1 protein-coding gene is annotated in these 1,553 nt (G+C 48.7%); it reads right to left on the reverse strand.

Annotated features, from left to right (window positions below; translation table 11 throughout):
- The coding region (locus tag R7F07_RS24735) for a DUF294 nucleotidyltransferase-like domain-containing protein (RefSeq protein WP_318110603.1) at positions 1–1,274 on the reverse strand (1,274 nt) is incomplete at its 3' end.
- Between the last annotated feature and the right edge of the window lie 279 nt (positions 1,275–1,553).

Below are 1,553 nucleotides of genomic sequence, written 5' to 3' on the forward strand. Positions count from 1 at the left end.
TGATCTAAGGTGTGGATCCACTCTTGCTGTGTTTTGACCCATTTCGGGTTGTTGACCATCACTTTTCCGGGGCAGAGTGGGTAACCAAGCTGCTGCAGAGTATGGGTGAATGATTGCATCACTTGTTCGCAATGCGGCCATTCTAGCCCGTCTTCAATAATGAGCGCGTTGTCTTGGTCGGTCTTAAGAATTTGCTCGCCACGCCCTTCTGAGCCCAGCACGATCAAACAACAGTGGTCGTGCAAAGCGGGTGGCACCACCAGTTCAAAGGCTTTTTCGATAATTTGTTCGTTTACCGCAGAGATGAGCTCCATGATGAAGCGAGTACGGATACCGTTTCTCAGCAAGCTTTCTACCAGTTGACGTTGGCGGTTTGAGGCTAACGCCAGTTCTTCTACGCTGCTTGCTCGTGCAATGCTGAGTGTTAACACGTGGGAATGCGTCGAAAACGCGCTGAGAATCTGTGTCATGTCGAGCATGCCCACCGCGCGGCTGCCTTCGCAGACCATCAAACGTTTCATGCGATTACGTGTCATGGTGATCATGGCGTTAAACAGAAAATCCCCGTTATCAACATGGTAGACAGGGAAAGTTGCGATCTCACCTACGGGCGTGTCCACGGCGCAATTATCCAACATAACCGAGTGCAGCATGTTGGTACGAGTCACGATGGCGTACGGGTGAGCTGACGGCCATTTTTCCAATCGCGGGTCGTCGTCATGGAGCTGAACCAATGCAGCATCGATTCCGTTATCTTTTAGAGTTCGAGTTACCTCGTTGATTGGCGTTTCTGGCGCGAGGATCATCGGCGGATGATAAATGCTGTTATCGACTTTGGTCAGAATAAATTCGGCCAAGTTTTGCTGTTGCTGCGCGGCTTCGATGAGTTCTTGTCGTTTGGATAAGTTGTTGTCGAAGTAAGCTGCGAACTGGCCATTCTCGTTATAAAGCTCGAGAAAAACGTCTTTTGGCAGCAAGTACGAAAGGGTGTCTTCCAGCGCGATGTATTGATGTCGAACGCATTCTTCAAACAGTGAACGCACATCAAACATGTCGTCATTAGCGTAGTGAGCGAACACTTCGGATTGGTCTTTGGAACGTTCTTCGACTGCGCCTTTGATCAATATGTGCAAATGAGGGTTGGTCTGCCCGCTAGACAAAATGACATCTCGAGTTCGATAGTACGCCACATCTAAGGACGAGCGCAGCCGAGTTTGCTGAGCATCGGTCAGACGATCGAACGGGGGAGATTGCATATTAAATTTGTCAGGCATGGAGACACCTAAAATTGGGAGGAACACAGTATAAGTCTGACAAATTTCTTGCCGTAAGCCAGACGACTTTGGTCTAAACCGCTGGATATTGATGGGCGAGTTCGGCGCATCAAAAGTCAGAATGACATCGAGGAAACGGTAAGTTGCCTATTCTTCCCTTTTTCTAATACGCATAGCGATCCATAATCCACGGTTCGAGCGATGGTGTTCCCGTTTTAGGATATTAGTAATGTTGAAACCTTCTCCGTATGGCTGGATTTCCCAGTACTTTCTCGGATT

The organism is Vibrio sp. YT-16 (assembly GCF_033337405.1).
In the GTDB taxonomy this organism is placed as follows: domain Bacteria; phylum Pseudomonadota; class Gammaproteobacteria; order Enterobacterales; family Vibrionaceae; genus Vibrio; species Vibrio alginolyticus.